General features: G+C 39.6%; 23 protein-coding genes and 1 tRNA gene. 12 read left to right on the forward strand and 12 right to left on the reverse strand.

The window, feature by feature from the left end:
- Positions 1-108: 108 nt before the first annotated feature.
- From G7074_RS24010 to G7074_RS24020, 3 genes are all read right to left on the reverse strand, one after another.
- Positions 109-615: an HAD-IIIA family hydrolase gene (locus tag G7074_RS24010; RefSeq protein ID WP_124560032.1), complete on the reverse strand. Its 507-nt coding sequence runs from the start codon at positions 613-615 to the stop codon at positions 109-111.
- Between the two features lie 140 nt (positions 616-755).
- Positions 756-2,042, reverse strand: a complete 1,287-nt coding sequence (locus tag G7074_RS24015) for a sugar MFS transporter (RefSeq protein WP_124560031.1) — start codon at positions 2,040-2,042, stop codon at positions 756-758.
- Between the two features lie 102 nt (positions 2,043-2,144).
- Positions 2,145-3,263 (reverse strand): formylglycine-generating enzyme family protein, encoded by a 1,119-nt coding sequence (locus G7074_RS24020; protein ID WP_166211750.1) that lies wholly within the window; start codon positions 3,261-3,263, stop codon positions 2,145-2,147.
- Between the two features lie 183 nt (positions 3,264-3,446).
- Here G7074_RS24020 and G7074_RS24025 point away from each other — a divergent pair.
- The 4 genes from G7074_RS24025 to G7074_RS24040 all read left to right on the forward strand — a co-directional run bounded on the left by G7074_RS24025 (position 3,447) and on the right by G7074_RS24040 (position 6,231).
- Positions 3,447-3,519, forward strand: a tRNA-Lys gene (locus tag G7074_RS24025).
- Between the two features lie 248 nt (positions 3,520-3,767).
- Positions 3,768-4,985: a site-specific integrase gene (locus G7074_RS24030; RefSeq protein ID WP_166211753.1), complete on the forward strand. Its 1,218-nt coding sequence runs from the start codon at positions 3,768-3,770 to the stop codon at positions 4,983-4,985.
- A gap of 95 nt (positions 4,986-5,080) precedes the next feature.
- Complete coding sequence (locus G7074_RS24035) at positions 5,081-5,569, forward strand: hypothetical protein (RefSeq protein ID WP_124560028.1); 489 nt, start codon at positions 5,081-5,083, stop codon at positions 5,567-5,569.
- A complete protein-coding gene (locus tag G7074_RS24040; protein WP_124560027.1) occupies positions 5,527-6,231 on the forward strand; it encodes a nucleotidyl transferase AbiEii/AbiGii toxin family protein in 705 nt (234 codons plus the stop codon). Before G7074_RS24035 ends, G7074_RS24040 begins: the two co-directional genes overlap by 43 nt.
- A gap of 735 nt (positions 6,232-6,966) precedes the next feature.
- Here G7074_RS24040 and G7074_RS24045 read toward each other — a convergent pair.
- From G7074_RS24045 to G7074_RS24055, 3 genes are all read right to left on the reverse strand, one after another.
- On the reverse strand, positions 6,967-7,170 hold the full coding sequence (locus G7074_RS24045) for a hypothetical protein (RefSeq protein ID WP_124560026.1): 204 nt from the start codon (positions 7,168-7,170) through the stop codon (positions 6,967-6,969).
- 163 nt (positions 7,171-7,333) lie between these two features.
- On the reverse strand, positions 7,334-7,882 hold the full coding sequence (locus tag G7074_RS24050; RefSeq protein WP_166211756.1) for an imm11 family protein: 549 nt from the start codon (positions 7,880-7,882) through the stop codon (positions 7,334-7,336).
- A gap of 29 nt (positions 7,883-7,911) precedes the next feature.
- The gene (locus G7074_RS24055) at positions 7,912-9,831 is read right to left on the reverse strand and encodes an AHH domain-containing protein (protein ID WP_166211759.1); all 1,920 of its coding nucleotides are present in this window, start codon (positions 9,829-9,831) and stop codon (positions 7,912-7,914) included.
- A gap of 467 nt (positions 9,832-10,298) precedes the next feature.
- Between G7074_RS24055 and G7074_RS24060 the strand changes: the two genes are divergently transcribed.
- Positions 10,299-10,652 (forward strand): transposase, encoded by a 354-nt coding sequence (locus tag G7074_RS24060; protein ID WP_124560024.1) that lies wholly within the window; start codon positions 10,299-10,301, stop codon positions 10,650-10,652.
- 249 nt (positions 10,653-10,901) lie between these two features.
- Positions 10,902-11,114: a transposase gene (locus G7074_RS24065; RefSeq protein ID WP_240916395.1), complete on the forward strand. Its 213-nt coding sequence runs from the start codon at positions 10,902-10,904 to the stop codon at positions 11,112-11,114.
- A 171-nt stretch (positions 11,115-11,285) separates the two neighbouring features.
- On the opposite strand, the gene G7074_RS24070 is transcribed toward G7074_RS24065, so the two are convergent.
- The 5 genes from G7074_RS24070 to G7074_RS24090 all read right to left on the reverse strand — a co-directional run bounded on the left by G7074_RS24070 (position 11,286) and on the right by G7074_RS24090 (position 16,325).
- Complete coding sequence (locus G7074_RS24070; protein WP_124560022.1) at positions 11,286-11,522, reverse strand: hypothetical protein; 237 nt, start codon at positions 11,520-11,522, stop codon at positions 11,286-11,288.
- Between the two features lie 307 nt (positions 11,523-11,829).
- Positions 11,830-13,575: a S41 family peptidase gene (locus G7074_RS24075; RefSeq protein ID WP_166211762.1), complete on the reverse strand. Its 1,746-nt coding sequence runs from the start codon at positions 13,573-13,575 to the stop codon at positions 11,830-11,832.
- Between the two features lie 180 nt (positions 13,576-13,755).
- Positions 13,756-14,280, reverse strand: a complete 525-nt coding sequence (locus G7074_RS24080; RefSeq protein ID WP_166211765.1) for an endonuclease V — start codon at positions 14,278-14,280, stop codon at positions 13,756-13,758.
- A 7-nt stretch (positions 14,281-14,287) separates the two neighbouring features.
- Positions 14,288-15,088 (reverse strand): alpha-ketoglutarate-dependent dioxygenase AlkB, encoded by an 801-nt coding sequence (locus tag G7074_RS24085; protein ID WP_124560019.1) that lies wholly within the window; start codon positions 15,086-15,088, stop codon positions 14,288-14,290.
- A 19-nt stretch (positions 15,089-15,107) separates the two neighbouring features.
- The gene (locus G7074_RS24090; RefSeq protein ID WP_124560018.1) at positions 15,108-16,325 is read right to left on the reverse strand and encodes a hypothetical protein; all 1,218 of its coding nucleotides are present in this window, start codon (positions 16,323-16,325) and stop codon (positions 15,108-15,110) included.
- Between the two features lie 273 nt (positions 16,326-16,598).
- On the opposite strand from G7074_RS24090, the gene G7074_RS24095 reads away from it, so the two are divergent.
- From G7074_RS24095 to G7074_RS24120, 6 genes are all read left to right on the forward strand, one after another.
- Positions 16,599-17,708: an acyltransferase gene (locus G7074_RS24095; RefSeq protein WP_166211768.1), complete on the forward strand. Its 1,110-nt coding sequence runs from the start codon at positions 16,599-16,601 to the stop codon at positions 17,706-17,708.
- A 282-nt stretch (positions 17,709-17,990) separates the two neighbouring features.
- Positions 17,991-18,464, forward strand: coding sequence for a (2Fe-2S)-binding protein (locus G7074_RS24100; protein ID WP_124560016.1), 474 nt, complete (start codon positions 17,991-17,993; stop codon positions 18,462-18,464).
- Positions 18,461-19,099: a hypothetical protein gene (locus G7074_RS24105; protein WP_124560015.1), complete on the forward strand. Its 639-nt coding sequence runs from the start codon at positions 18,461-18,463 to the stop codon at positions 19,097-19,099. The genes G7074_RS24100 and G7074_RS24105 overlap by 4 nt, the downstream gene beginning before the upstream one ends.
- A gap of 57 nt (positions 19,100-19,156) precedes the next feature.
- Positions 19,157-20,263 carry an XdhC family protein gene (locus G7074_RS24110; RefSeq protein ID WP_124560014.1) on the forward strand — a complete coding sequence of 369 codons (1,107 nt, stop codon included), beginning with the start codon at positions 19,157-19,159 and terminating at the stop codon, positions 20,261-20,263.
- On the forward strand, positions 20,260-20,844 hold the full coding sequence (locus G7074_RS24115; RefSeq protein WP_124560013.1) for an NTP transferase domain-containing protein: 585 nt from the start codon (positions 20,260-20,262) through the stop codon (positions 20,842-20,844). Before G7074_RS24110 ends, G7074_RS24115 begins: the two co-directional genes overlap by 4 nt.
- Before the next feature lie 26 nt (positions 20,845-20,870).
- Complete coding sequence (locus G7074_RS24120) at positions 20,871-23,024, forward strand: molybdopterin cofactor-binding domain-containing protein (protein WP_166211771.1); 2,154 nt, start codon at positions 20,871-20,873, stop codon at positions 23,022-23,024.
- Positions 23,025-23,181: 157 nt separating this feature from the next.
- Here the strand turns inward: G7074_RS24120 and G7074_RS24125 are convergent, their stop codons facing one another.
- Positions 23,182-25,578: a glycoside hydrolase N-terminal domain-containing protein gene (locus tag G7074_RS24125; protein ID WP_240916396.1), complete on the reverse strand. Its 2,397-nt coding sequence runs from the start codon at positions 25,576-25,578 to the stop codon at positions 23,182-23,184.
- Position 25,579: the final 1 nt, after the last annotated feature.

A 25,579-nucleotide genomic window follows, 5' to 3' on the forward strand; every position in this document is an offset into this window, starting at 1 on the left:
TTATGGACTACATTTTAAAAGAATAGCCCGTACATTTAAGGAATTATCAAATGTTCTATTTTGGTTTAGACAATTGGCGACTCCAAACTCCCAACTTAGAACTCTAAACTAAACCAAAGACTCACGACTAAGAACCTCTTTAACCGTCTCGTAACTGATCTGCTCATCTGGCTCAATCAGAATCCCCTTCACTCCTGCTCCGTTGGCCGCTTCCACGTCGCGCGGTTTATCGCCAATCATTACCGATTGCTTTGGGTCAATATCGTACATATCGATAGCGTCCAGAATCATTCCTGAAGCCGGCTTTCTGCACTTACATTCACCACCAACAGTTGGATGATGCGGGCAATAGTAAAAACCAGCTATATCGGCACCTTTCGCTACAAAAGCATTGCGCAGCATCTGGTGCATAATGGCCAGCTCCTGCTCACTGTAACGCTTTAAGGCAATGCCACCCTGGTTTGTAATTACAATTAACAAGTAACCCTCGTCAAAAAAACGCTTTAAAACGGGAATCTGATAATCAAGGATTTTAAAATCTTCAATACGGGTAATATAATCGTATATTTCGTGATTGAGTACGCCATCACGGTCGAGAAAAATAGCTTTATTCATTATTGAGATATGAGTATTGTGATTTGAGGTACAAGATTCGGACCTCGTTTATAATTCGCCAAAATAACTGAAAATTAATGGCAAAAGAAAGCCCAATCTTTTCAGACCGGGCTTGACTCATAAAATTTATTTGGTTTGGGTTATTTTATATTTAATCCGGCTTTATGTCCTTTAATAGCAAAATAAAGAATGTAAAGGTAACAAGGCAATACCGTTAAAAGGTAAGCCAGCTGGAAATGAACATGTAATTTTTCGTTTAAGAAAGCATATAATAATGGCATTAAAGCGCCGCCTGCAATACCCATAATCATAATTGCCGAACCTATTTTGGTAAATTTACCCAGATGGCTAATACCCAGCGGGAAAATTGCCGGCCACATTAACGAGTTTGCCAAACCTAGTAGGGCCACAAAGATAACGGCAAACCAGGTAGAAATAGCGAAAGATAAAACGGTAAACACGATACCTAAAATGGCGCAAATTCTAAGTGCTTTTTGCTGAGAGATGTATTTCGGAATGGCTATGATCCCCACAATATAACCTATTAACATACTGAAAAGCGTAATCGAAGTTAATTTCCCGCTAATTTCAGGGCTAATACCTAACTCACGACCATAAATCCCGATGATATCTCCAGCCATAACCTCTGCCCCTACATATACAAAAATACATAGCGAGCCTAAAAACAAGTGTGGAAACTGGAAGATGCTTTTATGTTTTACCACTTCACCTTTGGTTTCGTCAACCACATCTTCTTCAACTTCTACTTCTGGTAAATCGGTAAATTTAATTACTACAGCAAACAGACAAAACACAATGGCCAATACAATATAAGGCATGTTAACGCGACCTAAAACCTCGTTTAACAATTGTTCGTGCGCAATGCCGGTTGCTGCTTTAATTTGCTTTTCAACCTCCGATGCATTTTTTAGAAACAAGCTACCCATAACCAAAGGCACAATCATACCTGCAAATTTGTTGCAGATACCTGCCATACTGATACGCTTTGCAGCACTCTCGATTGGACCAATAATTGTTAAATATGGATTTGAAGCTGTTTGAAGCAAAGCCAAAGCTGCACCCTGAACAAAAATACCAGTTAAGAAAAGACCGAAAGTACGGGTTTGTGCTGCTGGTATGAAGATTAGAGAACCTAAGCCTAAAATAACCAGCCCTAAAACAATTCCATTTTTAAAACCTACTTTTTTCAGTATCCACGATGATGGTAGAGCCAAAAAGAAGTAAGCCATATACGAGGCAAAGGTTACAAAGAATGCCTGTAAATTTGATAAGCCAAAAGATAACTTAAAGAAAGGAATTAAGGTTCCGTTCGCCCAGGTTACAAAGCCAAAAATAAAGAATAAGGCACATATAATAACGAGCGGTTTTGGTCCCTGCGTTTGGCCTGGTTTTGTTGTTTGTTGCATAAATATTCGGTTCGGTTTAATTTGATTGCGCCAAACTAAACAAATATTTCAATAATTTCCACAACAAACGTTTGCGTGATTTTAAATTTAACAAGCCCCAGCTTAATTGGAACTAACGCACCTGAAACCGGTATGCTCTAAGCCAGTATCGGCAGAAGTTTTCATTCTCGAAGTTACCCGATAACCTTTGCAATAAGAAGCATTACACATAAACGAGCCTCCTCTAACCACACGCTTAGGTACTGTTGGCTCCATTGGGTCGTAACTATCTGCCGGGCCTTGTGGGTTACTGGCAATTCCCGAAAGTTTAGCATAATAATCAGGACGGTACCAATCGTTACACCACTCCCATACATTACCTGCCATATCGTAAAGGCCGTAGCCATTGGCTTTAAACAATTTTACCGCTGCCAGGCCATTGTAGCCATCCCAATCGGTATTTTTTACAGGAAAACTTCCTTGCCAGGTATTGGCTTTGGGTTTCCCCTTTTCAATATCTTCGTTACCCCAGGGGTATTTCTCGTTTTTTAAGCCGCCACGTGCTGCAAATTCCCACTCGGCCTCTGTGGGTAAGCGTTTGCCCGACCACTTGCAATAAGCCATGGCATCATCCCATGAAATATGTACTACCGGATAATTTTCCCTGCCTTTAATGCTGCTCTTTGGCCCGTGCGGATGTTTCCAATCGGCACCTTTAATCCAGGCCCACCATTGCGAGGCATCGTTTAAACTGGTAACGCGTTTAGGTTGATAAAAAACCAGCGATGCGGCTACGAAAACACTATCGGGTGGCTTGGGTGTACCCGGAGGCAGCTGTTTTTTCATTTCTTCCCAATCGGGTTTACGCTCTGCAGTGGTTACATAACCGGTAGCATATACAAATTTCTGGAAACTGGCATTGGTAACTTCGGTAACATCCATCCAAAAAGAAGACAGCTTAACCTGGTGTTGTGGATATTCGTCTTCCCTGCCCTCTTTATCTCCGGCGCCCATGGCAAACTCGCCTGCAGGAATTAACACCATACCTTCATGACTCAGTGCTTTACTGGCAAAACTCGAAGTATCTTTTACTCCACCAAAACGGCTGGGCATATTTTTTTCGCACGAAGCCAGCGAATCTTGTTTGTGTTTGGCCTGTGCCGCTTCATCAGATGATTTAGACTGGCAGGAAAATAAGCAAAGCGAAGGTAGAAAAAAGAGTAAACGGAAAGATTTGTGCATGATGGATGTTAAATATTGAGCGATAAAAATATCAATTATGTTTAAAAAAGAGAAGGTAAATAATTAATTCACCTATAAATCAATACAGTTAGCAGTTTTGATAATTTTTTATTTGCAGGAAATAGGTTAGAACCCTATATTTGCACCACTTTAAAGGAAACGGATAACGTTTTAAGCAAAGTAGATTCCGTAGCTCAGCTGGTAGAGCATTACACTTTTAATGTAGTGGTCCTGGGTTCGAATCCCAGCGGGATCACACCAAAGACTATCAAAATGTATAAAACCCTGCAATCGCACGATTAGCAGGGTTTTTGCTTTTAGGGAATTGCCAAAATTCACATGATTTCACAAAACTTTAGTGCGTGATTCGGTGAGTGAGGCAAAAGGTTAGAAATTGACGCACCGAATTTAACATAATCAATTATTGTACAGGTTATTACAAACTGTACATCTTGTATTTTTTTAGTCGCAAAGCTACATTTGTTTAACTAAAATCGAGAGATTATGAAGACCAATTTTAGCCTGCTTTTCTATCTAAAAAAGCAAAAGAACTATGTGAGTGGAAATGTGCCGATCTACATGAGGATTACCGTGGATGGCAACCGTTCCGAACTGTCCACCAATCGAGACTGTGACCCCAAACGGTGGAATGCCAAAGGAAACCGTGCCATGGGTACAAAAGAGGAAACAAAAGTATTGAATACCCATCTTGACCAGTTGCAGAATGCAGTTTATTACGCCCATCAATGTGTTTTTGATATGGGTTTGCCTATTACTGCTGATGCCATTAAATCCAGTTATCTTGGCACACTGACCAATTCCCATACCCTGCTGGAAGCTGTTTCCGACCATAACGAAAAAATGGAACAGCTGATGGGAAAGGATTATGTCCGTGGCACCCTGAACCGTTATAAAGTTTTGGAAAGACACCTGAAGGTTTTTATTCCTTTGAAATATGGTGCAGCCGATATGGACATTAGGACCATCGACCAGGCATTTCTGAATGGATTTGACCATTATCTAAGGTCTGATAAGAACTGTGCGAACAATTATGTGGTAAAGAACATTAAGAACCTCGGGAAAATTCTTCGTATCTGTATGGAAAATGAATGGATAGACAAATCCCCATTTACCGCTTATAAAGGCAAAACTAAGAACGTCGACCGTTTTTATCTGAACAAAGAGGAATTGGCTCATATCGCGGGCAAAGAGTTTTTATCGGAGAGATTGAAGCAGGTAAGAGACGTTTTTATTTTCTGTTGTTTTACTGGTTTGGCTTATGTCGATGTCTTCAAATTGAAACAGGAGAATATCAGAAAGGGAATTGATGGCGACCGATGGATCTTCACCAATCGGCAGAAAACCAAAACAAGGTCATCGGTTCCGCTACTGTCAACAGCTGTTGAGATTGTCGATAGATATTCCACCAACAAAGTTTGCCATAATAAAGGCTTGCTTCTTCCTGTTCCCAGCAACCAAAAGATGAACGAATACCTGAAGGAGATTGCCGACCTCTGCGGAATTGAGAAAAAACTCACCTCGCATATTGCCCGCCATACCTTTGCCACTACCGTTACGCTATTGAATGGTGTACCCATAGAAAGCGTATCGAAGATGCTTGGACATACTGACATCAGGACTACCCAGCATTACGCTAAAATTTTGGATATCAAGGTAAGCGAAGACATGGCATTGCTAAAGAAAAAGTTAGCTATGATATAAATCAATAAATTTAATAATAACAATCAAATGACAAATATTTAAAAATATTAGGCATTAGTTCATGTTTTAGTTAGATTTGTAGGATGTTAAAGGAATTGAACAAAAGAGTAATCGTTGTGCACTGGAAAAGATTTGCCAGTACAGATATCGATGTGTTTTCAAGTCTGAAAGGATTTTGCGACAGTTACCCAACCTATAACTATCATACATTGAACAACTATCTTTCGAAAAAGAAGATTCCGTTCGAAAACGATGAAATCAAAATTGAAAGACAGCCACTGATACAAAAGGTCAGAAGACCAGACCTTCCAAAGGTACTGTTCTGGGACTTTGATTTCGATAAACTGGACTGGAACAGGAGTTACAAAACCGTTATCGAACGGGTGTTTGATAAAGGTAGTCCTAGGGATTGGGAGGAAATGATCAGATTTTATGGGCGAGAAAATGTAGTGAAAACGCTTAAAGAAGACATCACATACCTTTCTGACATGACCATGGAAGCCGTTTGCAAATATTTTCAGTTGAGCAAAGAAAAACTCAGATGTTACACAAAGAAACAGTTACACAAGGGACACTGGATCTAATCCAGGCACTGATGCAAGACCATCAGCTCAACTCCTTTTACCTTGTTGGAGGTACCGCACTATCTTTGAGGATTGGACACAGGGAATCCATAGATATCGACCTTTTCAGCTCATCGGACTTTGATGGTGATAGACTCGCCGTACATTTAAGGAACACCTATGGCGCAGATGTAAAACGCCACAAGGGCAACTATGTAAGTGGTAGTATTGGCGAAGTTGATTTTGATTTTATCTCACACAAGTATCCATCTATCAGGCCAATAGAAACCATTGAAGGCATAAGGATGATGTCCAACCAGGATATATCGGCCATGAAGATCAATGCAATAGTAAATAGCGGACAACGGATTAAGGATTTTATCGATATGCATTACCTGTTAAAAGAAATGCCATTGAACGAAATATTGGATTACTACTGCCAGAAATACCCAAATGTCGATCCTAACACCGCTAAGTCATCCCTGATGTACCATAAGGATATCGACTTTAATGTTCCCGTAAAATTAATGGACACAAAGCTAAAATGGCAGGATGTGCAGAAAAGCATCATAAAGGCAGTACGTGAATACACCAGTCTATTAGAAAACAGGGAATTGTATCGTAAGCTTCAGGAAGCAAAAAATAGCCAGAAAAATGACCGTGGCAGAGGGATGAGTCGCTAGACTTACACAAATAACAGGGATAGGTTATCACGAAATGTGATAACCTATCTTAAGGTAACAAATAAGCACCTTAAGATAGGAAGGCATTTTAATTTTCTCCTGATTTGTTCAGAGAAAAATGAGTTGGATATTAAACCCATCCTCGATATTATTATAAAAAAACTACTGTATTTCCAAAAGCTGTAATAACCCAAAATCCTCAACCCTCAACTCCATATTCTGGTTCCTGCAATTTTTGAGGTATAATTTTAATTAAGTTCCGAATTCTTAGTGGCCCACCTTCAAGTTTTCATTCTCTCTTTGAGATCCATTCTTCTAATTCAGTCAATGAGATCGGTGTCAACATGCTAAAAGTCGTAAACTGTTATTTCAATATTTTTCTGGAACTTAGAAATATACCTGGATTTTTAATTTACATGAATAATATTTCAAGAGTTAGGGATTTTCCTTATTCATTAGTTCGAGATGCGCAAGCTTATATCTTGAACAGTTCGGCTTTTCTATTAATCTATTTCAATATCTGTTTTTGAGGGAAATTCATCCAAAACAACAGATTCATTCCCATAAAATCTCCTTAAATCAGAATAGTGTTTGTTGATTACTCTTCGTTTACTCATTAATATTCTTAAGGAATCAAGCAAACTCGTATCATCAAACAGCATCTTTTTTGAATATTTATGCGTCACGTGTTGCTCTACTCCTTCTTTAAACAATAAAGGAAAACCCGTATCAGACCTAATGACAAGCTATAGCAGGACGAGACAATGCTTCGTAACAAATCAGATCTTCGGGCATTTTGGGCAAATCATATAGATTGCACAACTCATTGAAAGCCATTTCAGCTTGCTGGAAAGTTGATTCTTCAATTGATTGTATTTTAACGAGTAGGTCGTTCAGTTTTTGATCATTTTTAACCCATTGCTCAAAAGTAGGTATCATGTGATATTGTTTGAAATACGTGTTGCTCGTATGAGTTATTTATATCGGTTTTTTCGCTCATTATGTAGCCATTCGATCGAATTTAAATTACTTGGTGCAAATTCAATTCCTGTAAATCCATGCTGTTCAATAGTTTTTTTAAAGTTTTCAGAAGCATAGTATCCTACACCCCGTCAACATTACCCAATGCAAACACATCTTCAACAGTACCTTCCTTGATGTAAACATGATCTATTGTTGTTTTCCAACTGTCTTCACCTTGAAGGGTTAAATACTTGTGGAATTCATTTAAGGTTGATAGTGCCGCTGGTTCCAGATAAGTACCGCCTTCAGGTTTGCGTTTTCTGGAAACAACATCAGATCTTGAAAAATCTACGTTTTCGAACATAGAAATGATTGGACTCACTATCCAGTATTCAATTGTTGTATCTTTACTTAAGACGGGGCATTTAAAATATTGAAAAAGTCCACTGTCAAACCTTTCGAAAACCCCTTTCAGTGCTTTACTTATAAGCAATTTTCTTGTGAATCCTGCAGGTACAGCACTTATTAGATCTGTTAATTTGGATCTTTTGTGTAAAGTTCCGACAGGAGTAATAGGTTCAAAGCTAACTTTTTGAAATTCAATATTATCAATGAATGCTGGATTGGTATCCCAGCCTTCAGGAAGCTTTGCATCTTGAATTTGGCTGGATTGTCCAATAATTTTCAAATCTAAGCTGTGTTTAATTCTATAATACATCAAAAAAGTAATTGATTAAGGGGAACGTTGGGGTAACTATTAATAGCATTGCGAATATCGCTTATTATATTTAAAATTTCATCATAAGTCTGCTCTGGTGATAAATTACTTGAAATTTGATCGAGTCTAAGCTGCACTAAATCATCGTAATGCGAATGACTCCCACTGTGTACCAAGGTATTCAAAGGTATCCCATTTAATGCTTCATTCATATGGAAGAAATATTTTGATTTGGCTGCCTTTTGAATGGCTCTATGTGCAGATTTAGCCCAAGGAATTATGTGATGCGCTTGCCTAAGGTCTCCCTTGGCAAGGTTTAAAACCTTTCTGAGTTGGCTTCGGTTTCCAAAATGTATTGCGTTGCCAGCATAAGCTACCCATTTTAATGTTGTTTTTGAACCATTAGCTAAATTAAGTGTCTTTTTTGCATAGCGAGCACCGGTTGCCCACCAACCTGCGATAGGAATGACCCCTATAGCACTTAAAGTAGCATTTACGCCATCTCCTTCGACAAGATAGATAACAGCATTTGCGAGGTCTGCTACTTCCCCGTATACAGGGATTAGTCCAACTCCGTCTAACGCCAAATGAAGCATTTCTTTACTCGCATAATAGAAAACTTTCCACTTTGGCCAATCTGGATGTTCAAATTTAATTATGGCGCATTCAGTCGAAAAGTAGGTAGCAAAGTATAAACCAAGATCGGGATTAATAGTTGTCGGTATTGTGGATGAAATATTGGTATAAAGCGTTTGAGAATTAGGAGTATTTATCTGATTTGACAAAGTTCCCTTTATCATCATTGCCGCTGCCACCTGTGACTCAAATGAGTAATCGTCTTCACTTACAAGATCATTCAATTCGTTACTGATGGAAGGGTTGTTTACAATAAAATTTCTAATTTCACCAGTTTGATTAATAAGAGAATTGGCTAACAAAGTTGATTGTCCAAGAGAAAGACTTGGCTCAGATGGTGGGTCTATTGGGCCGGGATCTACACCATCGCAGGGATTAGGAGGCAGTGCCATTAATCTGGTTCCTTTTTCAAAAGCGACACTAACCGTTGGAATTCCTCCATCACATGGATTATAATTTGGTGGGGGTGTAGGGGTTGAGCTTCCACCACCCCCACCTCCATAATCACTAGCTGTTTCTGTTAGCTGACAAACTTCGTAAACCTCAACATTTGTAGTATATCCACCAGCATGGTCTCCAGGAGGTACAACACCTCCAAAATTCCATGGACATCCTTCATCCCACGGCATATGATTTCCGTTGGAACACCCGTATGCAGATGTGGTCATAATGGTATATCCAATACATATCTGAGCAAGCATGTTTTTATTTCCAGCAGCCATTAATTTATCCCTACCTTCGGTTTTGACAATGGAAAGTGCTTCTTTGAGGTTGAGACTTTCTAATTGAATGGGAGCAAAAGAAACAGCTCCATCGTATTGGAGATAATTTGTTTTTCTTCTTTCATTGATCCACTTTTGAGAAGGGGTATAAGTGGTTATAAAGGCGCTTGTTTTATCATCTTTTATTTCTATTGTAAGATTTCTAAAAGATATAGCTCGAGCAGATGTTAATGGCATCTTAAATATATAGCTAACACTGTTTTTATTAATGATTTTTTGAATAGTATCTGTATATATGGCTAGATCGTGGTGATAGGTTTGATCCCCAATAGACATAACTCTTTCTCTTGAACCGCTAGATTTGAATTTTTCTTTAAGAACTCCAAAAGACCCTATATCGACAGATCTCAAAAATTCATCATATGTGATTTTTTTTATCGGCTCTTCTATTTTCCCATAGCTAGGACTAATTGCTAATTCTTTTTTGCAGGATGCAATAACTAAGGTACACAGTAGTGCAAGGCAAGCCATAGCTTTGCCGATTGAGAGTGTCATTTTCATGAAGTTTTTTAAATTTTCCGCAACTAATATAAAACATAATCCGTCGAGAATATTATCTTTTTTTCACTTTACTTATTTTTCGCTGACTTGAAGTGAAGTTTATCGTCTGTTCATTTAATTTTGGAATCTACAAAGTCTTATTCTTTTAATTAAAAAAAGCTTATATTTATTGAATAGCAATTGTGCAACAAAAAATACAGATGAAAAAGGTGAGTGATTCGGTGAGTCACATTTCAACCCACGTCCAGATAGCCGTTGAACGCTGAAATTGAACAAAGTTTACATCCCAGCGGGATCACAGAAAATAGTATCAAAACTACGTAAAAGCTTGCAAATCAAATGATTGCAAGCTTTTTTTTTATTTTAGTGGAAAAACTAAATTACTCACCGATTTGGATCAAGCGGAAAAGTTGGGGGTAATGGAATAATTTATTTCTTTTGTAGTTTTAATACCAACATCTATTTCCTTGACAGCAGCCGAACAAACCCTTATTAGTTTTTTATTGCCAGAAGGCATCTTAGATTATTTCGAACTTACTAAAGCCGATAAAGCGACCAAAGAACTGCACATCTACCTTGAAGAGAAGAATATAGCGCCTGATGGTTACCACAAAGATGATCTTGAATCCAAAGGATTCTTTCCCGAAGTTCAGATACAGGATTTCCCAATCCGTGGGCAGAAGGTGGCCCTGTGCATCAAGCGACGTAGGTGGACAGTAAAAAAGACTGGAGAGATTATTAGCAGGGATTGGGATTTAATACGCAAAGGGACTCGAATGACTACGGAATTCGGTCTTTTTTTAAAAGGAATATTTGGATAACCATCCCATTAGCTGTTATCATTTAGGGCACTACTTCCAGGTTGATGGCAAATAGCTCAAAGAACAATATAAAGAGCATATCAGTGATTACAATGATTGGGATCAGAAAGCGCATGCTGATGAATGGATGCTTTTTGGAGAGAATATAAGTCCTAGGCTTAGTATTGATGAAACCGCTTTATCCAATGGGGAACTCTTACTATTGTAACCAATAAGGAAGCCAAGGGTAGAAAATGCACTATTGTCGCGATGATAAAGAGTACAGTGGCCGAAAATATTATATCTGTACTGAAAAAGACCCCAGGAAAACTTAGGAAAAGGGTGCAGGAAGTAACCATGGATATGGCTGCCAACATGCAATTGGCCGTAAAACGGTGTTTTGTAAACGCGCACCGGGTAATTGATCGTTTCCATGTTCAGAAATTAGCGTATGATGCCGTTCAGGAAGTAAGGATAATCTAAAATATATGGCTAAAATAATCCCTCCCTCAACTTTTCCGCTTGATCCAAAGTTCCATTGATCATAAGGGATTAATACTTCGGTAAATTTTCTAACCTGTTTGATTTCCCACTCGTTTATAGGATGGTCTTTGTGATAAATATCTCTGGCTAGAAGTACTTTTAACTGTCGTTCTATGAGTTCCCAAAGAAATTCAAAAAATACTTCTTCCTTCCATCAGGGTGGGTTTCCAGATAATATGCTAAATGTCGCTGGTAAAATTCTTCAATGCGTTCTTCGCTTATGGCAAAAATTCTTTTAAATAAGAGTTTTAGAAAATTTTCACGGCTCCAAGATATGGGGTTTCCAATATCTAAGGTGTCTTTGCTAAAATCAAAACGGTCACGTTGTTTAAAATAACTGCTACTCATAGGTCAAAGAATTAGTTAAAGTTGGTAATATATTAAGCTTCTGGCATAAAGTCATTAGCGGTACTCTATTCAAGTTATTATTCTATAATATCAAACTTAACCTGCACGGAGTAAATAAATCCAAACTCTTTATTGCCAAAAACAACTTTTTCATTTCATGTAACTAGGATAGGAATATTTAAACCAATTTATGAAGTTTTAAAAGCGATAGAACCGATTTTAGAAAACACAACTAAAAAACATCAGTACAGCACTTAGTGACCCCTTAACAAATAATTGATATACAAGTTATACTCCTCTAAGGATATTACTTAGCATTAATATGCAATAAGTTTTTAAATACAAATTCTAGAACCGCATCCCTGTTTCCAAGTATGTCCTCAACAGAGTTTGATACCTGATAATCAGGAATAGCGCCTCTTTTTTGCATAGATGGGTTTATTGCATACACGCCATGTAAAAGCGGTATTGTTATGGCGGTTTCAGTATGGCCGCCTAATATTGATATTTTTTGAACCCCATTACTAATGCCTGCATATCCGGAGGTTTCACTTCCGACCAAAATAGCATTCGTATATTCTTTTAGAAGTCCTGCGGCTGTGCCAGCCGCGGAAACTGTTCCACCATTAATCAGCACCACCAATCTTCCATTAAAATGATATTCTTTGATTGGATCAAATTTCTCTAGTGCGACATCGGATTTTGTCACCTTAAAAGTTCCATCCATTCGCTTAGCCAGGCCAAAGTCTTCATCTAATTCAAGTTTAACGCCGGTTGCTTTCAAAAAGTAGTTATCATTCCCCAATGTAGTTACTTCTTTAGCTGGAATTATGGGCTTATTAATAAAGTATTGAAGTAAATAAGCGGCATTTTCCGCCTTACCACCACTATTATCTCTTAAGTCGATGATTAAGTCTTTAATTTTGTTAGCAGAAATTTCTTTAAAACATTTTTTATAATAATCAGGAAAGGTATTTTTGGGTTCATTAAAACTGTCTTTGAAAAATCGATCGATTTTGAGAATTGCATGATTTCCATGCTTATTAAGCGTAAAATTAAAAGCATCTGTCGATTGGATGGTTAATGGATAACGTTTTCCTTTGAGTGCCATGTAGTTTTGTTCAGAGACGGGTTCCACTTGTGCGGTTAAAATTTTGTTAGACTTATAATCCCGGTAAGAAAGATTGTAGGACAATTTTTCTCCAAAAATCTGCGGATATAGTTTACCAAACAGATGGAAGTAAGAAACTCCTAATTTATGTAGTGTAGGAGATTCGCTGGTACCATCGGAAGAGAAATATTTCAAAGTTTCAGATAAAATCTTATTGCTTAAATAACCATCTATTGCCAGAATTTCAGAGCCTTCAGGGATTTGTAGATTACTCAAGTTGTTGACAATGAAAATGCGCTCATCTTTAACGTAAATTTGAAAGGGTAGCCATTTTTGATTAGCTATAATATCACCCAAATGGTTAAAAGCTTTTACACTCGTATGGTCATCATGAATATTAGCAATCATTTGGAGTACAACCTTGTAAAAATCTGCAGCCTGCATAGGTTTGGAAGTTTCCAACATCAATTTGTCTACCATTTCTTCAAATTTCTCCGGGGATTGATTTGTATAAAGGCCTGGATGTGTTTTGATAAGTGCATTTTTAAATTTATTGAGATCAGCCTGCATGGCTTCAGGCTGATAGATTATGGGTTGTTGTGCAATTACCGTTTCAGGTGTAAAGTTATCCTTGGTAAACAAAGATATGTCGCCGCCCTGGTTCACTGTCATTTCACCTTTGGTAGCATCAAATAACAACTCAATGCCAGCCTTATAATACAAGAACTGATCTTTGGCACGGGCCTCCAATGGAAATGCGTTCTGCCCGGTTGCTTGGGCTATTAGTGTCGTATTATTTTTGCTGATGGTTATTTTGAGCGACGATTTTTTACTGCTGTAAATGCCTAGGTAGCTGTCTAGGGGTGGCATCATGATGGTTTGTGCCGCTACGCCAAAGGTAAATTTGATAAAGATTGATAAGAGTATAAAGATTTTTTTCATGATAAGAGCTTTCTTATAAGACGAATATAATATAAAAGACATCACTTTTAACAAACTTTCCAGATGGCCTTTAAACGCTGAAGATTGAACCAAGTTCATATCACAGCGGGATCACAGAAAGCCTCACAGAAATGTGGGGCTTTTTGCATTAAAGATCCTTTCTAACCAAGTTAAAGATACTTAGCTGCAATTTTGTTCACCGTTTTTTTGTTTAGTAAGTGAATCAAGGTGTTTCAGTAATTTTGGAATTCGATAATCTCCAGCCATACTAGCAATGTATTCAACTGCTTTATCAATATTAAGACCAATTGAAGTGATGAAAAGAGGATTTTGACTATCTCCTCTCTTTAGTTCTCGTTTGTTTTTTACAATTGAGGCAAAATTAGTTTTAGCAACCCCTATTATTGGCACCTTTTCTTCCAATTGTTTGTATAAATGACCGCCTAAGCCCATTTTATCATTATCATCTAAAAATACGAATCCGTCAACTACAATCATCTCTATTTTTTCGAACCTGATTTTTTTCAATAAACTTAGAATGCAAGGTAATTCCCGCCTGTAAAATTCACCAGGAATATATTCTTCAATATCTTCAAGGATTTCACAATAGACCGAGAAATCATCCATTGTTTTCCAGTTTTCAAAAGCCAGACATACTGTTTTAGCTTTATTCTCGTAGTAATAGGTATCAAAAGATAAAATCATCCAATATTCAAATTTTATTGATGGGCATCAATCTGTCTGCTATACTTAATGTATATGTCAGTTCTGGATAATCGAAATTTATAAGGCGATTTTCCTGCCCCCGAAGCTTAAAGAATTCTGCTTTTTGTTCTTCACTAGCAGACTCTAATAATTGACCGTTAGCAAAATAAGGCAAGTTATCCTCAAATTGGATAAATGTTTTTGACTTTCTAAATGTTATGCCCAACCATTTATTATCTGACTGTAATGTTTTTTGATGGAACATACGATCTAATATAATTTTATGAAGAAACTTACTGTTCGTTTCTACAGAAAATAAAATCAATGAATTATGTGTTAATGGAATTTCAAGTTCTTCATCACTACCTTTTTCTTTTACTATTAACTTTCTCAACTGGTTATCGGACAATTCTTCTGGATTTTTATAACAGGAAAAAAGCCCTATATAAGAATTAGCGTCCAAATCCAGGCCTTGGTCGGAATGATAATTCATTTTGGAATAATTAAAATCATAGACTTCAATCAAAGCATTATTGAAATCAACTGGTGGTAAGTTATTCAATTCGCTATCTTTAATTGCAAAATTTATATGTTCGATAATAAAATCGTGAATACTAGAAAAATTTTGTGCGGCTATATGATATGCTGTTGTAGTTCTAACGATTGGAACACCCTTTTCTTCGATTTTAACCAGATGGTTACCTATTCTTCCTTTGGCAACGCATTCAAAATCAACAGAAGTAATTAATTTCTCATATAAATTTATATCGAATGAAAGAGTGATTTTTTGAAATCCAGGAGTACTCATAATTATTTAATGAAGCATGTTAGTATATTGGCCTTTCATAATCACCAGAATTCATACTAAAATGAATTCTACCATAATCAATTATGCTTTTAGTTGTATTTTCCCTGTAATAAGAATTACGTAAATCTTCAAGCATTTCAGAAGTCATATCCTCAAGTTGGAAAAGATTATTATTCTCCTTAATGTATGTTTGAGCATTCATATATACGGCCTCAAGGTTAGAACAACGTACCACATATCCCATTCTGGTAGGAATTTGATCAATGTTTAAAATGGATGGTTTGATTTCATGAGTATATAATCTATTTGTTGAAAGAGGAATAATAAAGACTGAATTTGGATATAGCGTTATACTAAACTCATTGATCAAAGCAGGATCGTCAACTGATTTTTTTAACTTGAAGTGAAGTCTTGTTAAAGCACTTGTTTCCTTATAACACCAATCATATTTATCCGTCTTGGAAGGCTTTATATTGTCCATAGCCGACATGTCATAGAAAGTACAAAAGGCGATAAGTCCATCTTTGGGCATATCTTTCGTTTTGTCAGAATGTGCACTAATCTTCGATTTTATTTCTTTCTGATTTTCCTTTCTTTTGTTTTCATAGATCTGTGCTAATACGTGATTCAATTTCGTTTCTTTCTCAAAAACAAATTTTACAGAATCATTTAAAAGATCAATTATTTTACGGTCCGTTTCGCGAAAGTTGTCTGTTGGCCCTGTTAAATTACTTGAACATCTCAATAACCTAAAATGGAGTACTTCATTGTTATCAATTGTTTCTTCTTTTAAGATTTCTGTCAGATAGATTCCTTTTCTAAAGGATTTTGACTCTTTTGTAGATTCCGTCAATTCCTGAAATTTATGTTCAGTCTCTATGCTATTAAAATAATCATCATTAAATAGATTTCTAAAATAAACCCCAGCATTATTAACAACAATAGGAACTTCGCCAAGTTCAACAACATCTATATTGTCCTCATTAACCAAATTCTCATAATTACTTGAAAATTCTCGAATGATATATGTTTGTATTTTATCCAACTTGATGCTACTCAGATCTCCACATACATAGAGCCTTTTACCTATTGTGGTCTGTACTTCCGGAACTGTATTTACTACCTTTCCACAGAAATTGTCAATTAAATCACTGATTTCTAAGTGTAACTCTCTCCTTTCAAACAAAACAAGCAGTATATTTTTGTCTTTAGAAATTTGATTTTCAATCCCTTCCATTTCGTTTTGTTATTTAATAAATTTTGGTCCCCTATCAAATATACAGAACTAACCATTGTTTCAAAATTTTCAACGAAAGAGAAACATTCGCTTAAATCATCCCACCCGATCTGTGTACCCTATACATTAGCTTGACCTCCTGCCCTTTCCCTTCTCTAAAAATGAGACTATTTGTAGGGATTTTGATACGATTAGTTGAGTTCGGCTATCTGATTTATTTAATTTTACAAGTTCAACAAATAACCATTTATAAGCGAAAACATAACCATCACAATGTCTGATAACCTTTCTGCAAAACCACATTATCCAATACTAGATGGATTACGTGGTATAGCTGCCATTATCGTTGTAACCTTTCACCTCACTGAGCCACTAGGCACCGGACATTTCGATATCCTGGTTAACCATGGCTACCTGGCGGTCGATTTTTTCTTTCTTTTATCGGGTTTTGTAATCGGCTATGCTTACGACGATCGCTGGAATAAAATGACTGTGGGTACTTTCTTTAAACGCCGTATCGAACGGCTTCAACCCATGGTGGTATTAGGCATGACCCTCGGCGCAATCGGTTTCTATTTTACCGATTCAACCATCTGGCCACTCATCCACACCATTCCACTGTGGAAAATGCTACTGGTAATGCTCATTGGTTACACCATCCTGCCTGTTCCCCTATCGCAAGATATACGCGGCTGGCAAGAAATGCACCCGCTAAACAGTGTGGGCTGGTCGTTATTTTTCGAATACATTGCCAATATCCTGTACGCCGTCGGTATCAGAAAGTTTTCTAAAACGGCACTAAGCATTTTGGTATTAATTGCAGCCATAGCGCTGGCTCATTTGGCTATTACCAGTCCCAATGGCGATGTTAGCGGAGGCTGGACACTAAACGTAGAACAGGTTCATGTAGGCATAACGCGCACAATGTTTCCTTTCTTTGCGGGTTTACTACTCTCTCGAATAGCGAAACCCACGCACATTAAACATGCCTTTTTATGGTGTAGCCTAATGGTTGCCATCGTTTTATATATGCCACGCATAGGTGGTACCGAACACCTTTGGATGAACGGAATCTATGAATCCATATGTATTATCCTTGTTTTTCCGTTCATCGTTTACCTGGGGGCCAGTGGCGTAATACACAGCCAAACGGAAAGCCGGATATGCAAATTCCTGGGTGATATTTCCTACCCGCTTTACCTGGTGCATTATCCACTGGTGTATTTTTATGTCGCGTGGATTAGTAACAATAAAGGTACTTCCATTGTGCAGGCCTGGCCTTATGCTTTATTGATTTTAATCGGCAGCATTATTTTAGCTTACATCACTTTGAAATGGTATGATGAACCTGTTCGCAAATGGCTGAGGAAAAAACTGGGATAAATTTGAGGTTTACGACATTCTAGCTTGCTGTTTATTCAGTGCTAATACAAAGAATATTATAAAGGCATCCACAGCGGTGCCTTTTGTGCAAATAAACAATCCTGCATCGCAGCCCAACCTACCCAAATTACTGATCCACTACCAAAATTACCGATCAGCAAACTTTTACCGTACAAAATTGTAAATTAGTGTATTGAACAAAATTTAGCTGTTGTTATCTCATCCTGGCGCAGTTAAGCAGTACAACAACTGCAATAATTAACAAAACATAAAACGAATCTTATGATTTCATTAAACGTTAATGATCAGATTTTCGACATTGATGCCGATCCTGACATGCCCTTACTTTGGGCCATCCGCGATTTGGTTGGCTTAACCGGTACCAAATATGGTTGTGGGGTAGCTCAATGCGGAGCCTGCGTGGTACACCTCAATGGCGAGGCAGTGAGATCGTGCATTACCAAAGTGAGCCGTGCCAAGGGCCAAAAAATCAGAACAATTGAAGGTTTATCTAAAAATAACGATCATCCTTTACAACTGGCCTGGAATGAGGTAAATGTTCCGCAGTGTGGCTATTGCCATTCAGGTCAGTTAATGTCGGCGGCGGTATTGTTGCGCGAGAACCCCAACCCTAGTGATGCTGATATTGATCAGGCCATGGCCGGTAATATTTGCAGGTGCGGCACTTACCTACGCATCCGCAAAGCGATACACCTGGCTGCCGAACTGCAAAAGAAAGGAGAAAGTAAGGGATGAGGAGAAAATTTTCAAATTTTACCAAAGCCCATGCAGGTACCCTACGCATAGCAGCGGTAATGGGTGTAATCCTCTCATTGGTAACCCTTATGGCTTTTACGCTTCATCACGATGTTAAACCAACCACTACTCCAGCTGTGGTTAAAGATAGTGTGGCTTCGGTTGCAGCTTTCAAAAAGGTGTACAGCGTGCTCAAGAGTCCGCGGTGCATGAACTGCCATCCCAGTGGCGATATTCCTTTGCAGGGCGATGATAGTCACCAGCACACCATGAGTCCGCGCCGCGGCTTAGATGGTAAAGGTGTGTATGCCATGAAATGTAGTAATTGTCATCAACCCACCAATACAGCCGGAAAACATACGCCACCTGGTAACCCTAACTGGCATTTACCACCAGCCAACATGAAAATGATTTTTCAGGGCCGTTCGGCCAATCAGCTGGCCAAACAATTGGTAGATCCAAAGCAAAATGGCAATAAAGACCTGAAAAAATTGCTCGAACATGCCGATGATGGTCTGGTTTTATCGGGCTGGAACCCCGGCGAAGGTCGTACTTTACCACCTTTGAGTCATGCAGAATTTAAAAAACAATGGACCATATGGCTTAAAACGGGAGCTTATGCGCCTGCCAAATAGCAACAAAGAAATTAAAGCATTAGCCCTCACTATCAAACCGATAAACTTCGAGCAGATATGAACGAAATTACTGAGATCCTGAAAGCCTACCATAAAGCCAGCAAAGCCAATATCAGGACAGCGCTGGCTACAGTAGTAAAGGTAGAGGGCTCCTCTTACCGCCGGCCCGGGGCCAGGATGCTGGTTACTGAAACCGGCCAGCTCACCGGAGCTATTAGTGGCGGATGCCTGGAAGGAGATGCACTCCGCAAGGCACTGGCAGCCATACACCTGCAGGAAAACCGACTGGTTACTTACGATACCAGCGATGAGGATGATGCAAAGCTTGGTGTACAACTGGGCTGCAACGGCATTGTATATATTCTTTTTGAACCCTTAACTGCAGATGCAAAGATCAACCCGATAGCGATACTTAACGAAGTGGAAGGAAAGCGCGAGGATGCGGCTATTGCGGTTCTATTTTCATTAGAGGGCCAGCAACATGCCGGTACGCAATTACTTTTAAAAGCGAATGCCGATTTCAAAAACATATCTGGCTTAATAAACAGCAGCATTGAAGAGGATCTTCAGGAAGTGTTGCTGAGCAAAACCTCAATATTTAAAGCTTACAGCTTCGATAATCAGCCCGTTACAGCTTTCCTCGAATTTATCAGTACCCCGATTGCGCTTGTTATTGCAGGTGCCGGTAACGATGCCCAACCACTTGCTCAAATGTGCCATTTACTGGGCTGGCAGGTTACCGTTATCGATGGCAGGCCTGCTCAGGCAAGCAAAGATCGTTTCCCAACAGCCGATTGTGTACTGGTTGCCAAAGCAAGCGAAGTTGATGTAACGAAAAGCGATGCACGCACGGCATTTGTACTAATGACGCACAATTACAATTATGATGTAGAACTGCTCGGCAGATTACTGGCCACCAATACACCATACATTGGTTCGCTGGGGCCTAAAAAGAAACTCCTGAAAATGCTTGATGAACTGGGCTTAGATACCGAATCAAACAGGCTCAGGGTACATGGCCCAGTTGGCCTTGATATCGGTGCCGAAACTGCAGCTGAAATTGCCGTTTCTATTGTTGCCGAAATCAAGGCCTTCTTTTCCGGCGCGGCGAAAGAACCATTGAAAAACAAAATCCTACCCATCCATCAACATGTTGGCTTATGAAAACAGGAATCATTATGCTGGCAGGCGGAAATTCGAGCCGGTTGGGCCAAGCTAAACAGTTGCTTACCTTTAATGGAAAACAGCTGATTGATATTGTAACGGAAGCCATGCTTACCAGTGGTTTCTCGCCTGTACTGGCCGTATTGGGCGGGCACGCAGGGCAACTTACAGCAAAACTGAAAATAGATTTCATCATCAATCAGCAATGGGAAGCAGGAATATCAACCAGTATTGTAGCCGGGCTTAGTGCAATGTTGCAAAGTAATCCAGATTTGGATGGCGTAATCTTATCCGTTTCCGACCAGCCTTTTATCAGTGCGGCTGTATTTAAAACCCTTTTTGAAACGCAGCAAATAAGTGGAAAAGGAATTGTTGCCAGCCAATATGCCAGCACCATGGGTACACCGGTATTATTTACCAAAAAATATTTTGCGCCACTTTTAGCCTTAAGCGGCAACAGCGGTGCAAAGGCTATTATTGTCGAAAACCCAAATGATGTAGCTACAATAGCCTTCGAAATGGGCCATATAGATATAGACACAATGGCCGATTATACCAATTTAACTCAACAACACACCTGAAAAGGGCAAAATTAAAATATACAGCTATGGAAGAAATTTCGAGACGCCATTTCATTAAAAGTGCAGGTACTGCAGGCTTTGCAATTTGGTTAGGTTTATCGGCAAAAGGAAATCCATTAATGGCGATGGACATTGCTTCAGCTAATTTTAGTCCTTACATCCTGATCGAATCCAGCGGACTGATTACCATTTTCAATACCAAACCGGAAATGGGTCAGGGAACGCTGCAATCTTTTCCGGCATTAATTGCCGAAGAGCTCGAAGTTTCCATGGATCAGATCATTATCAAACAATCGAATGGCGAAAAAGTGCTTGGAGGTGGGCAAAGTGCCGGCGGAAGTGCATCAATCCGCACCAACTATCTGCCCATGCGTAAAGTAGGTGCGGCAGCCAAAGAAGTACTGATTATCGCTGCCAGCAGGATTTGGGGAGTTGATGCTGCTGAATGTTATGCCGAAAACGGAACAGTAATTCATAAAGCCAGTAAAAAAACACTTCCATACGGTAAACTGATTGAGGAAGCCTCGAAAATAGAATTACCTAAAAATCCTAAACTAAAAGATCCGAAAGATTTTAAAATTTTAGGAAAAGCAACCAAAAGGCAGGATATCCCACTTAAAACCAATGGAAAGGCTGGCTTTGGTATTGATGTAAAGCTACCGTGTATGTTGTATGCTGTGGTAGAAAGAAGTCAGGTTTTTGGGGCCACTTTAAAAAGTTACGATGCTACAGCGGTGATGAAAATTGCAGGTATTAAAAAAGTTGGACCGATAGAGCGTATTGTTGGAAAATACAAATATAAAGGCATAGCCATTATCGGGAACAGCTATTGGACGGTTAGCCAGGCGCGTAAAAAGTTGAAAGTAGTTTGGGAAAACAATGGCCACGAAACGTTTAACACCGTTGATTATGAAAACCATTTGCGCAAACTGGCTGCAGAACCTGGTGTAACGGGCAAAAATATCGGTTCGGTTGAAACGGTGCAGATTTCGCCCGAAAATACCTTCGAGGCTTTTTACGAAACCCCTATGGTGGCGCATCATACCTTGGAACCCATGAACTGTACAGCCCATGTGCAAGGCGATAAACTGGAAATATGGACATCGACCCAGGTAGCCAGTGCTATGACAGGAAGCGGTGCGAACGATTTACCCAAACAAGTGGGCTTTGCACCCGAAAACGTGAAGCTAAACAACCAGTTTATAGGTGGTGGCTTTGGGCGCAGATTGTATTTCGATTATATTGTTGAAGCTGTAAATGTGGCCAAACTGGTTGATGTACCGGTAAAGCTAATCTGGTCGAGAGAAGATACCACCACACAGGGACCATTTAGGCCAATGACTTTTTCGAAACTTTCGGCAGGCTTTTCTACCGATGGAAAACTGAGCACCTTTCAGCACAAGGTAATCAGCCCATCTTATTTTGAATCGATGCAGGCCAATTTCGACCGTACAAAAGTGGATAGCATTATGATGGAAGGGATTGCTGAGCAGGCTTACGAAATCCCCAATTTAAAAACTACTTACGTTAGGGCCGACCTACATATTCCCGTAGCTGCATGGCGTTCGGTTACCAGTTCTACGCTAGCTTTTGCACATGAGGGTTTTATTGATGAACTGGCCTATAAAGCCAAAAAAGACCCGATGGATTTTCGGCTGGAGATGCTCACTAAACCTTCCGATACTAAAAAAGTGCTGCTTAAACTAAAAGAAGTATCCAACTGGGAACAAAAACTACCTCAGGGTAAAGGTCGTGGTGTTGCCGTATGGGATTTTTTCGCCGGCCTCGCCGGACAGGTAGTCGAAGTAACCCATCACCCCGATAAAACCATTAGCATTGATAAGGTGATTGCCGTTATTGATCTCGGAGCGGTGGTGAACGCAGATAATGTTAAAAACCAGATAGAAGGAGCCATCATCATGGCGCTGGGTGCTGCAATTAAACCCGGTATTACCTTTAAAGATGGTAAAACGGTAGAACAAAACTTTTACGATAATCCGCTGGTGCGTATTAATGAAGCGCCTGCTGTTGAAGTGCATATACTGGCCGATGGCGGAAAAGTGAAAGGTGTTGGCGAACCGGGCTTACCTCCTTTTGCCCCTGCCCTTGCCAATGCCATTTTTGCTGCCAGCGGAACCCGGTTTAGAAAAATGCCTTTTGAGCTAAAAACAGTAGAATAAATATAAAATGGTGTAATGCTGATTGGCATTTGTATCAAAGGCTTTGCCATTACTTGTTTCGATTGGTGAGGATACCAACCGATAGGATGAGCTACTGGTTGGTGTCTCCACCAACCAGCAAAATTAGTTTTAGCGACACCAGCCAATAGCAATATAACTAGTCAAATTTCAGGGTATAGCTTTTATTCGCTACGGTATTCATCTCTTTTAATTTACCATTATACATCACTTTACAGTTACCACCTTTACGGGAAAGCATAATGGCGCTTGTTAATTTTCCGTCTTTCCAGGTCATATTCACCACAAAATTACCTCTGGCTACGAAACCTTTAACAGCCCCGGTTTTCCATTCAACAGGCAATGCGGGCAATAATTCAATGTAGTTCTGATGGCTTTGCAAGAGCATTTCGGCTATACCTGCCCCACCGCCAAAGTTTCCATCAATTTGAAAAGGTGGATGAGCGCCAAACAAATTGGCATATATACCGCCGCCGCCATATTTAATGGCCGCATCTTTACCAACAAAACGCATCAGTTTTTTTACGGCATCGTAAGCCCGCTCGGCATTTTGCATCCTGGCCCATAAGTTTATCCGCCAGGTAATGGCCCAGCCTGTACCTTCGTTTGTGCGTAGTTCAAGCGACTTACGTACAGCATCGGCCAGTTTTGGTGTTTCGGAAGTCGTAATGCTGTAACCCGGATACGCTGAAAACAGGTGTGATAAATGCCTGTGGTGCGGTTCGCGATCTTCCCAATCATGATACCACTCCTGCAGGTTTCCTTTTTTACCCACCTGATAAGGATAAAGTTTAGCCATGGCCTGCTTCACTTTGGTTTGGAAGGCTTCGTCTACTTTTAATACCGCAGCTGTTTTTAGATAGTCGGTAAACAACTCCCTGATCATGGCCAAATCGGCAGTACTGCCGTATAAGGTCTGGCCTACATAACCTTTATCGGTTATATAAACATTCTCGGGCGAAGTTGAAGGTGCGGTTACCAGGTAGCCTTTTTTATCGGCAGTTAAAAAATCGAGGCAAAACTGCGCCGAACCTCTTATTAAAGGGTAAGCCTGTTGTTTTAAAAATTGCTGATCGCCAGTAAAGGCATAATGCTCCCATAAATGAGTGCTTAACCAGGTGCCACCCATTGTCCAGTTGGCCCAGCAAGGATCGCCCTCACCACTATCGCCTACAGGGTTAGTCATGGCCCACATGCTGCTGTTGTGGTGACATACCCAGCCCCCTGCATTATAAAAATTCTTTGCCGTAAGGGCACCGGGGCCGGCCAAACGACCAATAAAATCTAACAAAGGTTGGTGCATTTCGGGTAAGTTAGCTGCTTCGGCGCCCCAATAATTCATTTGTGCATTAATATTAGTGGTATAATTGCTGCTCCATGGTGGGCGTACCGATTCGTTCCAGATGCCTTGTAAATTAGCGGGCAATCCACCCAGGCGCGATGAACTGATTAACAAATACCGGCTGTACTGATAAAATAAAGCGATTAAACTGTTATCGGTTTTACCTGAGGCAAAACGGTTAAGGCGGTCTATAGTGCTTAATTTTTCGTTTTCGGTATCGCCGAGTTGTAGCGATACCCGGTCAAAATATTTCCTGAAATCGACCTGATGTGCAGTTTTTAAGCTTTCGTAATTGCGGTTGGCTACGTTTTTAAGGTAAGCTGCCGCTATCGCATTTTCGGCCTTGCCTGCTGTACCCGGATTCTTGTCAACCCCATTGTAACTGGTAGCCATTGATAGTGCTAAAACCACTTCAGTTGCGCCTTTAATGCTTAAAGTACTGTCTTTCAAAACCTGTTTACCGTCAGTTTTTAGCACTTTCAGCATCGAAACAAAGCGCATGGCATTTACAGTATCGTTTACTACAGCATTGGCAATATTGCCGCGATAATTGGGTTCAGTGTGCACCGGAGCCCAGCCTTTAAGCAACAGCATACCTTGTTTAACCAAACTTTTGGCCAATAGTTTACTATCGAAATTACAGGTGAAATTAAGTTTATCTTTACCGGAAGCGGTTAGCCTAAAAATAATAAGCTGTTGCGGATGCGAAGCAAAAGATTCGCGTGTATAGGTGGTCTGATTCGACTGATAACTAACTTTCGACACCGCGTTCTGAATATCGAGCTCCCTCCTGTAATTGGATACCTGGCCGGTGTTGGCAAAATTAAAAAACAGGTTGCCCAGGGGCATAAAAGCTTCAGAGTATGGTCCCTGCATAAAATGTACCAGCGAATCGGCCTTTTTATAATCTTCGGCAAACAATGCTTCCCTTACCGGAGCCAGGTAATTTTTAGCATTGGGATTGATTTTCGAAGCATCAATCGGCCCACCCGACCATAATGTGGCCTCATTAAGCGAAATCTGCTCTTTATCAATACCGCCATAAACCATCGCACCTAAGCGGCCATTACCAAGCGGTAAAGCTTCTTCAAACTGTGTGGCGGGCTTGGTGTACCAGAGCTTAAGGGCATTATTTTGCTGTGCATTAACGATTAGGCATACACTCACATAAAGTAAAGTCAATAAAAATCTCATT

Origin of the sequence: Pedobacter sp. HDW13 (assembly GCF_011303555.1) — a bacterium.
In the GTDB taxonomy this organism is placed as follows: Bacteria; Bacteroidota; Bacteroidia; order Sphingobacteriales; family Sphingobacteriaceae; genus Pedobacter.

What these genes read in the sequence shown, in the direction of transcription:
- G7074_RS24045 (WP_124560026.1), bottom strand. Translation starts at nt 7,170, where the DNA reads ATGATACCTACTTTTGAGCAATGGGTTAAAAATGATCAAAAACTGAAC.
- G7074_RS24070 (WP_124560022.1), bottom strand. Translation starts at nt 11,522, where the DNA reads ATGAGTAGCAGTTATTTTAAACAACGTGACCGTTTTGATTTTAGCAAA.
- G7074_RS24085 (WP_124560019.1), bottom strand. Translation starts at nt 15,088, where the DNA reads ATGAGTACTCCTGGATTTCAAAAAATCACTCTTTCATTCGATATAAAT.
- G7074_RS24120 (WP_166211771.1), top strand. Translation starts at nt 20,871, where the DNA reads ATGGAAGAAATTTCGAGACGCCATTTCATTAAAAGTGCAGGTACTGCA.
- G7074_RS24105 (WP_124560015.1), top strand. Translation starts at nt 18,461, where the DNA reads ATGAGGAGAAAATTTTCAAATTTTACCAAAGCCCATGCAGGTACCCTA.
- G7074_RS24095 (WP_166211768.1), top strand. Translation starts at nt 16,599, where the DNA reads ATGTCTGATAACCTTTCTGCAAAACCACATTATCCAATACTAGATGGA.
- G7074_RS24020 (WP_166211750.1), bottom strand. Translation starts at nt 3,263, where the DNA reads ATGCACAAATCTTTCCGTTTACTCTTTTTTCTACCTTCGCTTTGCTTA.
- G7074_RS24015 (WP_124560031.1), bottom strand. Translation starts at nt 2,042, where the DNA reads ATGCAACAAACAACAAAACCAGGCCAAACGCAGGGACCAAAACCGCTC.
- G7074_RS24010 (WP_124560032.1), bottom strand. Translation starts at nt 615, where the DNA reads ATGAATAAAGCTATTTTTCTCGACCGTGATGGCGTACTCAATCACGAA.
- G7074_RS24125 (WP_240916396.1), bottom strand. Translation starts at nt 25,578, where the DNA reads ATGAGATTTTTATTGACTTTACTTTATGTGAGTGTATGCCTAATCGTT.
- G7074_RS24055 (WP_166211759.1), bottom strand. Translation starts at nt 9,831, where the DNA reads ATGAAAATGACACTCTCAATCGGCAAAGCTATGGCTTGCCTTGCACTA.
- G7074_RS24080 (WP_166211765.1), bottom strand. Translation starts at nt 14,280, where the DNA reads ATGATTTTATCTTTTGATACCTATTACTACGAGAATAAAGCTAAAACA.
- G7074_RS24115 (WP_124560013.1), top strand. Translation starts at nt 20,260, where the DNA reads ATGAAAACAGGAATCATTATGCTGGCAGGCGGAAATTCGAGCCGGTTG.
- G7074_RS24090 (WP_124560018.1), bottom strand. Translation starts at nt 16,325, where the DNA reads ATGGAAGGGATTGAAAATCAAATTTCTAAAGACAAAAATATACTGCTT.
- G7074_RS24110 (WP_124560014.1), top strand. Translation starts at nt 19,157, where the DNA reads ATGAACGAAATTACTGAGATCCTGAAAGCCTACCATAAAGCCAGCAAA.
- G7074_RS24065 (WP_240916395.1), top strand. Translation starts at nt 10,902, where the DNA reads ATGATAAAGAGTACAGTGGCCGAAAATATTATATCTGTACTGAAAAAG.
- G7074_RS24075 (WP_166211762.1), bottom strand. Translation starts at nt 13,575, where the DNA reads ATGAAAAAAATCTTTATACTCTTATCAATCTTTATCAAATTTACCTTT.
- G7074_RS24030 (WP_166211753.1), top strand. Translation starts at nt 3,768, where the DNA reads ATGAAGACCAATTTTAGCCTGCTTTTCTATCTAAAAAAGCAAAAGAAC.
- G7074_RS24040 (WP_124560027.1), top strand. Translation starts at nt 5,527, where the DNA reads ATGTTACACAAAGAAACAGTTACACAAGGGACACTGGATCTAATCCAG.
- G7074_RS24100 (WP_124560016.1), top strand. Translation starts at nt 17,991, where the DNA reads ATGATTTCATTAAACGTTAATGATCAGATTTTCGACATTGATGCCGAT.